The sequence below is a fragment of the Algibacter sp. genome, assembly GCF_049667265.1.
In the GTDB taxonomy this organism is placed as follows: Bacteria; Bacteroidota; Bacteroidia; order Flavobacteriales; family Flavobacteriaceae; genus Algibacter_B.
On record NZ_JBATHX010000058.1, the window covers coordinates 1 to 8,631 of the forward strand.

Annotated in this window: 8 protein-coding genes; all 8 read left to right on the forward strand. The window is 34.8% G+C overall.

The window, feature by feature from the left end; all coding sequences use genetic code 11:
• A partial coding sequence (locus WBN21_RS02165; protein WP_424197663.1) for a methylmalonyl-CoA mutase subunit beta occupies window positions 1-1,083 on the forward strand: 1,083 nt, incomplete at its 5' end.
• Window positions 1,073-1,753 carry a hypothetical protein gene (locus tag WBN21_RS02170; protein WP_424197664.1) on the forward strand — a complete coding sequence of 227 codons (681 nt, stop codon included), beginning with the start codon at window positions 1,073-1,075 and terminating at the stop codon, window positions 1,751-1,753. The genes WBN21_RS02165 and WBN21_RS02170, both read left to right, overlap by 11 nt.
• Window positions 1,754-1,759: 6 nt before the next feature.
• Window positions 1,760-3,880, forward strand: coding sequence for a methylmalonyl-CoA mutase (scpA, locus tag WBN21_RS02175; protein ID WP_424197665.1), 2,121 nt, complete (start codon window positions 1,760-1,762; stop codon window positions 3,878-3,880).
• 113 nt (window positions 3,881-3,993) lie between these two features.
• Complete coding sequence (locus WBN21_RS02180) at window positions 3,994-4,758, forward strand: ParA family protein (protein ID WP_424197666.1); 765 nt, start codon at window positions 3,994-3,996, stop codon at window positions 4,756-4,758.
• A 2-nt stretch (window positions 4,759-4,760) separates the two neighbouring features.
• Window positions 4,761-5,675, forward strand: a complete 915-nt coding sequence (locus WBN21_RS02185; protein WP_424197667.1) for a ParB/RepB/Spo0J family partition protein — start codon at window positions 4,761-4,763, stop codon at window positions 5,673-5,675.
• A complete protein-coding gene (locus WBN21_RS02190; protein ID WP_424197670.1) occupies window positions 5,665-6,282 on the forward strand; it encodes a DUF5683 domain-containing protein in 618 nt (205 codons plus the stop codon). The genes WBN21_RS02185 and WBN21_RS02190 overlap by 11 nt, the downstream gene beginning before the upstream one ends.
• A gap of 36 nt (window positions 6,283-6,318) precedes the next feature.
• Window positions 6,319-7,023 (forward strand): 4-hydroxy-tetrahydrodipicolinate reductase, encoded by a 705-nt coding sequence (gene dapB, locus WBN21_RS02195; RefSeq protein ID WP_424197668.1) that lies wholly within the window; start codon window positions 6,319-6,321, stop codon window positions 7,021-7,023.
• 65 nt (window positions 7,024-7,088) lie between these two features.
• Window positions 7,089-8,631, forward strand: a 1,543-nt coding sequence (lepB, locus tag WBN21_RS02200) for a signal peptidase I (RefSeq protein ID WP_424197669.1), incomplete at its 3' end; no start/stop codon positions are given.

Sequence of the window (8,631 nt, forward strand, 5' to 3'; positions counted from 1 at the left end):
GAAAGTATTAAGTTTATTATTCCTTCTGAAACCGTTTCGATTGAAAACTTAATAGAAAACATCCATTTAAGTACAACGCCATTATATTTTGAATTGCAATTTCTTTCTGAAGTCTTCATTGAAAAAATACTTAAACTGGTTCCTAATGCAAATATTCAGACGGATATTATTGGACAACTGAATAAAACTGGAAATTGGTTTAATAATTTAAACGATGATTTTAAAGCCTTTGAAACCATTGTAAAAAACACCCATTCTTTTTCCATTGATGCTTCGCTGTACCAAAATGCTGGTGCAAATATGACACAACAATTAGCTTATGCCTTAGCGCATGCTAATGAATATTTAAATTATTTAGAAAATTCAGAAACAGATAACAAGTCGATACTTGCCACTTTTCATGTTTCAGTAGGAACCAATTACTTTTTTGAAATCGCAAAGTTAAGAGCCTTAAGAAAATTATGGGAATCTTTAGCATCTGGATACAACCTAAATTCAGAATGTCGCATTATTGCAACCCCAACAAAGCGCGACAAAACGCTTTACGATTACAACACCAATATGTTGCGCACCACGACCGAATGTATGAGTGCTATTATTGGTGGCGCGAATGTAATTTGTAATTTGCCATACGATTATATTTACCATAAAAGCAACGAATTTGGAGAGCGCATTGCAAGAAACCAACTTTTAGTTTTAAAGCACGAAAGTTATTTTGACAAGGTGAACAATCCAGCTGATGGCTCCTATTATATTGAAACAATAACAACCCAACTTTCAGAAAAAGCTTTAGAGTTATTTAAAAACATTGAAGCCAATGGCGGTTTTTTAAAACAACTAAAACTGGGTACTATTCAAAGAAAAATAAAGGAAAGTGCCTTAAAAGAGCAACAACAATTTGATGAAGGCACAGAAGTTTTGTTAGGCACAAACAAGCACCCGAATGCTGATGATAAAATGAAAAATGAATTAGAGCTTTACCCATTTGTAAAAACCAACTCCAGAAAAACCTTAATTGAACCTATTATAGAAAAACGACTCTCAGAAAACTCAGAACAAAAACGATTAAAAAATGAAAATTGAAATGAACTCAAAAATTACGCTTATAGCATTTTTATTAGGCATAACTTTATTTAGTTGCAAAAAAGAAAATGAATTTAAAGACTTTAAATATGCCGACAAACCTATGGCGTTTACTTGCGAAGGAACGAATTCAAAACTTCTAAATGAAGCCCTTTACAGCTTTGAAGATGATATTACAAACCATTATAGCAGAAGCCCACAAATGGCAAGTTTAAGCAAAGCTTATTCACAAATTTTGAGAGTTTCAATTTATGGAAATCTAAAACCAGAAGACATGGTTTCAGAACACACCGTAAAAGTATTTGAAGCCTTAAAGAAAGAGGATAATCTTTGGAGTAATAACACTTTAAACTATAACAGTCCAGCCTTAAAATGCATCTCGAGTGGCATTGTTGATACTAATATTAAAACAACATTAAACGCCCTTTTATCAACCAACAGTATGGCTCCAAAATTGTTTGGCGCTGCCATAGTTACAAATTATAAAAATGCATTAGCTGATAAAAATTTAGCCATGTACATTGCTCTAGATTTATATTATTCGAAAATGTTTGGCGTTGATTTCTCTAAAATAAATTTTGATAAACCTGAGCAAAAAGTAGATTTCAACCAATTACCTTCAATTGATAAAAAACCAGAACTTGACCCACACGCAGGGCACGATCACTAAAAAATTATGACAAGAAAAAATCTTCAACATATTACAATAAAGTCAGCGTTTGAAAACAAGAAACTAGAACCTTCTACATTTCGAACGGCTGAGGATATTGATATAAAATCTACCTATTCAAAGGAAGACATTGAAGATTTAGAACATTTAAATTTCGTTGCCGGAATAGCGCCAAATCTAAGAGGCCCTTATAGTACCATGTACGTTCGGCGGCCATGGACTATCCGTCAATATGCTGGATTTTCAACAGCCGAAGAAAGCAATGCTTTTTACAGAAAAAATTTAGCTGCCGGACAAAAAGGGCTTTCCGTAGCTTTTGATCTAGCAACGCATCGTGGTTATGATTCGGATCATGAACGTGTGGTTGGAGATGTTGGAAAAGCAGGTGTCGCCATCGATTCGGTTGAAGACATGAAAATACTTTTCAACCAAATTCCGTTGGATAAAATGTCGGTTTCCATGACCATGAATGGTGCCGTTTTACCCATTATGGCATTTTATATTGTTGCCGCCGAAGAGCAAGGCGTAAAACCCGAACAATTGGATGGCACGATTCAAAATGATATTTTAAAGGAGTTTATGGTGCGTAACACCTACATTTATCCACCTTCGCCTTCCATGAAAATCATTTCAGATATTTTTGAATATACCAGTAAAAACATGCCAAAATTTAACAGCATTAGTATTTCTGGTTATCATATGCAGGAAGCTGGTGCTACTTGCGATATTGAGTTAGCTTACACACTAGCAAACGGATTAGAATATATTAGAAAAGGTTTAGAAGCAGGCATGGATATTGACACCTTTGCTCCTCGCCTATCTTTTTTCTGGGCTATTGGTATGAACCATTTTATGGAAATTGCTAAAATGCGAGCTGCCAGAATGTTATGGGCAAAACTGGTAAAACAATTCAACCCAAAAAATGAAAAATCTTTATCATTACGAACCCATTGCCAAACTTCTGGCTGGAGTTTAACCGAGCAAGACCCTTTTAATAATGTGGCAAGAACCACTATTGAAGCAGCAGCAGCAGCTTTTGGAGGCACTCAAAGTTTACATACCAATGCCTTAGATGAAGCGATTGCATTACCAACCGATTTCTCAGCAAGAATTGCTAGAAACACACAAATATTTTTACAAGAAGAAACCAAAATAACCAAAACTGTTGACCCATGGGCAGGAAGTTATTATGTTGAAAAACTAACAAACGATATCGCCCAAAAAGCATGGAGTTTAATTGAAGAAATTGAAGAACTTGGCGGCATGACCAAAGCTATTGAAGCTGGGATACCAAAAATAAGAATTGAAGAAGCAGCGGCAAGAAAACAAGCCAGAATAGATTCTAGGCAAGATATTATTGTTGGTGTTAACAAATATAGACTTGAAGTAGAGGACGCTATTTCAACTTTAGAAGTAGATAATCAAACGGTTAGAAACTCTCAAATTGAGCGATTAACTAGCATTAAAGCTGAAAGAAATCCTGAAAAAGTTAAAAATACTTTATCAAAATTAACCGAAGCAGCTAAATCAGGAAAAGAAAATCTATTATCTTTAGCCATAGATGCGGCTCGAGCACGTGCTACACTTGGCGAAATTAGTGATGCCTTAGAAGTAGAATTCGGACGATATAAAGCACAAATAAAATCATTTTCTGGCGTGTATAGTAAAGAAATTAAGGACGATAAATCATTTAAAAAAGCTCAAAAATTAGCCGATATTTTTGCAGAACAAGATGGCCGACGCCCTCGCATTATGATTGCAAAAATGGGTCAAGATGGGCATGATCGTGGTGCAAAAGTTGTAGCCACAAGTTATGCAGATATTGGTTTTGATGTGGATATTGGACCACTATTTCAAACCCCACAAGAAGCAGCCAAACAAGCTGTTGAAAACGATGTACATATTTTAGGTGTTTCCTCCTTGGCTGCTGGTCATAAAACCCTAGTGCCACAAGTTATTGATGCCTTAAAAGCTTATGGGCGAGATGATATTATGGTTATTGTTGGTGGCGTTATCCCAAAGCAAGATTATCAATATTTATTTGATGCCGGTGCTGTTGGCGTTTTTGGGCCTGGAACAAACATTAGCGATGCTGCCATTAAGATTCTTGAAATATTGATTGATTAAGCAAATAATTATCCATAATAAACAGCACTACCGTTAACCAATTTGTTAACAAGTTCCGTTTTTATTCCTCGTAAATAATCGTATTTTTGCCGCTAATAAAACCAAATCATTTAATGGGTAAAATCATAGCAATTGCTAATCAAAAAGGAGGTGTAGGCAAAACTACAACCTCAATAAACTTAGCAGCTTCACTAGGTGTTCTAGAGAAGAAAGTATTACTTATAGATGCTGACCCTCAAGCAAATGCAACTTCTGGAATTGGAATAGATGTAGAAACTGTTGACATAGGAACTTATCAACTTTTAGAGCATTCTAATACTGCCAGAGAAGCCATTATACCAACTGAAACGCCTAATCTAGATATTATTCCATCACATATCGACCTAGTAGCTATTGAAATAGAACTTGTTGATAAGGATGAACGTGAATACATGCTAAAAAAGGCATTGGTCGATATTAAAAATGATTACGATTTTATCATTATTGATTGCGCACCTTCATTGGGTTTATTAACTTTAAACGCCTTAACTGCAGCTGATTCTGTAATTATTCCTATTCAATGTGAATATTTTGCATTAGAAGGTTTAGGAAAACTTTTAAACACCATAAAAAGTGTTCAAAAAATTCATAATCCCGAGTTGGATATTGAAGGTTTACTGCTAACCATGTACGATTCGCGCTTACGATTATCAAACCAAGTGGTTGAAGAAGTACAAAAACACTTCAACGATATGGTGTTTCAAACCATCATTCAACGAAATGTAAGACTTAGCGAGGCTCCAAGTTATGGCGAAAGCATAATTAATTACGATGCCAGTAGTAAAGGTGCTAACAATTACTTAAGTTTGGCAAAAGAAGTCATTAATAAAAACGCTTAATTATGGCTAAGGCAACTAAAAAACAAGCTTTAGGAAGAGGTTTATCTGCACTATTAAAAGACCCAAGTAACGATATAAAATCGGCTCAAGATTTAAATGCCGATAAAGTTATTGGTAACATTGTTGAATTAGATTTAGATTTCATTGAAGTAAATCCGTTTCAACCGCGTTCAAATTTTAGTGAAGAATCACTTCGTGAATTAGCGTCTTCTATAAAAGAACTAGGCATTATTCAGCCTATAACGGTTAGAAAATTAGGACTTAATAAATATCAACTAGTTTCTGGTGAGCGTCGTTTTAGAGCTTCTAAATTATTAGGTTTAGAAACGTTGCCAGCTTATGTTAGAATTGCAAACGATCAAGAATCCCTTGAAATGGCCTTGGTTGAAAATATTCAACGTCAAGATTTAGATCCTATTGAAATTGCACTTTCATACCAACGTTTAATTGAGGAAATCAATTTAACTCAAGAACAAATGAGTGAGCGTGTTGGAAAAAAACGGTCTACCATTGCTAACTATTTACGTTTATTAAAACTCGATCCTATTATCCAAACAGGGATGCGAGATGGTTTTATTTCGATGGGCCATGGTCGTGCTATCATTGCTATTGAAGACCAAAATGACCAATTGGATATTTACGAAAAAATCCTCTCAGGCAAACTTTCTGTAAGAGAAACTGAAAATATTATCCGCGATTTTAACACCTCTGGACCTACCAAAACACCTTCAAAAAAACCTGATGTTGAGGAAATACCAAAGTTTGTTAAAAAAGGAATTACTGCATTTTCAGAATACTTTGGACATAAAATTGACGTTAAAGTCTCTAAAAACGGGAAAGGAAAAATTACAATTCCTTTTCATTCTGAAGAAGATTTTAACCGCATAAAAAAATTAGTTCAAGGTGATTCCAAATAAATTTCTAATAACAGGAATACTAACATGCTTACTTTGTTTTGCTTCCTTCTCTCAAAACAAGAAGAAGAAAAACACCACCGAGCTTCCTAAAGAAGTTGTGATTGATTCCATTATTAAACCAACTGAACCTATAGACGCACTTTCGCCTGCAAAAGCGGCATTTTATTCAGCAATTTTACCGGGTTTAGGCCAAGCATACAATAAAAAATACTGGAAAATCCCCATAGTTTATGGTGCTATTGGTACAGGTATTTATTTTTATATTGATAACAATAAAGAATATAACCGATACCGAGATGCTTACAAAAGTAGACTCGCAGGTTATACAAATGATGAGTTTTATTTAGATTCTCAAGGAAATCAACTATCAACTCCAAGAGTAACAACCGCAAAACTTGAAGATGCCCAACAATTTTATCGTAGGAATAAAGAAATATCACTTTTAGTAACCCTCGGTTTCTATGCATTAAACATTATCGATGCCAATGTGGATGCTCATTTATTACAATATAATGTTGATGAAAACTTATCTTTAGCACCGCATTACAAGTTTAATGAGTTTGATGCTAAAAGTAACGTGGGTTTAACTTTAAATTTTAAATTTTAGGCCGGCAACAGGCAATTAACAGATATTACGCAATTTATGAATATAGCATTACTAGGATACGGAAAAATGGGTAAAACCATAGAGCAGATTGCCATTAGTCGCGGTCATAATGTGGTTTTGACTATTGACAAAGGGGATACTGATTATGATATTACCAAAGCCGATGTTGCTATTGATTTTAGTATTCCAGATGTGGCTTTTAATAATATTTCCAATTGTATTAACAACAATGTTCCCGTAATTTCTGGAACTACAGGTTGGTTAGATAAATACGATGATGCCGTTGCTTTATGTAAAGAAAAGAAAGGTGCTTTTATTTATGCCTCCAACTATAGTTTAGGTGTCAATATCTTTTTTGAATTAAATAAAACGTTGGCTAAAATGATGAGTGCTTTGAAACAGTATAACGTTTCCATGGAAGAAATTCATCATACACAAAAACTGGATGCGCCGAGTGGAACAGCAATTACATTGGCCAATGGTGTTATTGAAAATCATGACAGCTATACCAATTGGAAGCTAGATGAAGGTGGCGAAAAAACCATTCCAATAAAAGCAAAACGTATTGAAGATGTCCCTGGAACACATACAGTAACTTATGAAAGTGAGGTAGATACTATAAACATTGAGCATATTGCACATACTCGACAAGGATTTGCACTTGGGGCCGTTGTAGCAGCTGAATGGATTGCAGGTAAAAAAGGTGTTTTCACGATGAACGACGTGTTAAATATTGGTTAATTTCTAATTCTACTGTAACAACTCAAGCGTTGAAACAACTAACAAAAAATTAAAATTTTAAGATTATGACTTGGACACAATGGTTTATTTTCATCTTAATAATACAAGTAATTCATGGTTTAGGTACATGGAAACTCTACATAAAAGCTGGCAGACAAGCTTGGGAAGCCTTTGTACCAGTTTATAATGGCGTCATTTTAATGAAAATAATTAACCGTCCTTGGTGGTGGATAATTTTATTATTTCTACCTATTGTAAATCTTATTATGCTTCCTGTTGTTTGGGTTGAAACTGCTAGAAGTTTTGGCAAAAACACGACGGTAGATACTATTTTGGCTGTTGTAACGCTTGGATTTTACAATTTCTACCTTAATTATGTTGCAGATGTAAGCTATGTTGAAAACAGAAGTTTAGAACCAAAATCAAGTTCAGGCGAATGGACAAGCTCTATTTTATTTGCCATTGTAGCAGCAACTATTGTTCACACGTATTTTATGCAACCGTTTACGATTCCTTCTTCCTCATTGGAAAAATCATTGTTAGTAGGCGATTTTCTCTTTGTAAGCAAGTTTCATTATGGTGCTAGAGTGCCAATGACAACTGTTGGAGCGCCAATGGTTCACGACACCATTCCTGGACTCAATAAAAAATCATATTTATTTAATGACCATTTTGAAGAACGCAAAACGGCTTGGAAAAATAAATTACAATTGCCATATTTAAGGTTTCCAGCTTTTGAAAAAATTGACAGAAATGAGATTGTAGTGTTTAATCAGCCAGCAGATACATTGCTGGATATGAATGATTTTACACCAAAACGAAACTACTACAAACCGATTGACAAAAAGACAAACCTAGTAAAACGCTGCGTTGGTGTTGCTGGTGATTCTCTTGAGGTTAGAGATGGCTATGTTTACATAAACGGAAAGAAAAATGAGCTTCCTGATAGAGCGCATTTACAGTTTAGCTATTTCGTGCAACCTAAAACGAATCAGTTTAATCCTAATTTTTTAAAGGATCGATATGATATTACGGATGGTTTTGGCATAATGAATGCTCAAAATACTTACTATTTTTCAGCTATTTCAGATGAAGCCTTAGCTAAGTTTAAAAATCACCCAAATGTAGAAAGTATCACTCCTAACATAAAGGAAAAGGGCGTTAGAGATTCAGATATATTTCCACATGACCCAAATTACAATTGGAATGTCGATCAATTTGGACCACTTTATATTCCTGAAGAAGGCAAAACAATAGCTATCAATTTAAATGTTTTACCGTTATACAAACGCGTCATTACAGAATATGAAGGCAATTCGCTTCAGGTTAAAGGCAATCAAATCCTTATCAACGGAGAAGTAACAGATAGCTATACCTTCAAACAAAATTACTACTGGATGATGGGTGATAACCGCCATAACTCCATTGATGCCAGACGTTGGGGATTTGTGCCTTTCGATCACGTTATCGGGAAACCTGTGTTTATTTGGATGAGTTGGGACGGCAAAAACCCACGTTGGGAACGTTTCTTTACAACGGTTAGCGGTAGTGGAAAAGCAACTTCTTTTTTAATTCCGTTTTTAATATTATTATTTGGCTGGATTGGTT

What these genes read in the sequence shown, in the direction of transcription:
- WBN21_RS02185 (WP_424197667.1), top strand. Translation starts at nt 4,761, where the DNA reads ATGGCTAAGGCAACTAAAAAACAAGCTTTAGGAAGAGGTTTATCTGCA.
- dapB (WP_424197668.1), top strand. Translation starts at nt 6,319, where the DNA reads ATGAATATAGCATTACTAGGATACGGAAAAATGGGTAAAACCATAGAG.
- WBN21_RS02170 (WP_424197664.1), top strand. Translation starts at nt 1,073, where the DNA reads ATGAAAATTGAAATGAACTCAAAAATTACGCTTATAGCATTTTTATTA.
- scpA (WP_424197665.1), top strand. Translation starts at nt 1,760, where the DNA reads ATGACAAGAAAAAATCTTCAACATATTACAATAAAGTCAGCGTTTGAA.
- WBN21_RS02180 (WP_424197666.1), top strand. Translation starts at nt 3,994, where the DNA reads ATGGGTAAAATCATAGCAATTGCTAATCAAAAAGGAGGTGTAGGCAAA.